The 616-nt window shown below is 43.2% G+C and carries 1 protein-coding gene; it reads left to right on the top strand.

The genetic code is table 11. The features are described 5' to 3' along the window. Positions 1-547, top strand: a 547-nt coding sequence (locus tag ACS8FC_RS18900) for a ferredoxin--NADP reductase (protein ID WP_439297921.1), incomplete at its 5' end; no start/stop codon positions are given. Positions 548-616: the final 69 nt, after the last annotated feature.

Genomic DNA, 616 nt, shown 5'->3' with positions numbered 1-616 from the left:
CACCTCACGCTTACAGCACATCAAAGTAGGCGATGAGCTATTGGTCAGCAAAAAACCGACAGGTACATTGGTATTAGACGATCTACTGCCGGGCAAGCATCTATATATGCTGTCAACAGGTACCGGACTTGCCCCTTTCTTGGCATTGGCACGTGACCCTGAAGTATATGAGCGCTTTGATAAAGTCATCCTAGTACATGGTGTCCGTCACGTCCATGATTTGGCTTATCGCGACATGTTTGAAAATGAGCTGCCGAATGATGAAATCTTTGGTGAATGGTTCCGAGAAAAGTTCATCTACTATCCCACTGTCACTCGTGAAGAGTTTAGAAACCAAGGCCGAGTCACAGACTTAATGAAGTCTGGTAAATTATTCGAAGATATCGGTTTACCACCGATGAATAAAGACGACGATCGTGTCATGATCTGCGGTAGCATGCCGTTCAATGCTGAAATTTCAGCCATTTTGGATGACTTTGGTCTAACCGTTTCACCGCGTATGGGTGTACAAGCAGACTACGCGGTTGAGCGTGCTTTTGTAGGATAGAATATTTTTTTGAATTAATATTAAATAATTCTTGACGAAGAAAAATAGGCTGCTATAATACGCAGCCTA

It is taken from the genome of Psychrobacter sp. 1Y4 (assembly GCF_051847555.1).
This window is presented reverse-complemented; position numbering and strand designations above follow the sequence as displayed.